Annotated in this window: 1 protein-coding gene; it reads left to right on the top strand. The window is 60.2% G+C overall.

Annotated elements, in window-relative coordinates; genetic code table 11:
* On the top strand, positions 1-244 hold a 244-nt coding region (locus tag E1189_RS21975), incomplete at both ends, for a hypothetical protein (protein WP_196220782.1).

The following is a 244-nucleotide window of genomic DNA, read 5'->3' as shown; positions in this document are numbered from 1 at the left end:
AGATTATGGGGGGCACGGACAACCTGAGAGCGGCCTGGGAGATCTTTACACAGTTGCGCATCCGTGCGGCTGGGGGGCGGGTGAACACCCCTTGTAATGACAAGGATATCGAACTGGCTCTGGGCAGGTTACTTCAGGCTATGGGGGGCACGGGTAATCTGAGAGCTGCCCTGGGCATCTTTACCCGGCTGCGCATCCGTGCGGCTGGGGGGAGGACGAACACCCCCTGTGAGGACAAGGATAT

Source organism: Parendozoicomonas verongulae, assembly GCF_009711465.1.
Taxonomy (GTDB): Bacteria; Pseudomonadota; Gammaproteobacteria; order Pseudomonadales; family Endozoicomonadaceae; genus Sansalvadorimonas; species Sansalvadorimonas verongulae.
Note: the sequence above shows the minus strand (reverse complement) of the source record. Positions and strands in the feature narration are given on the sequence as shown.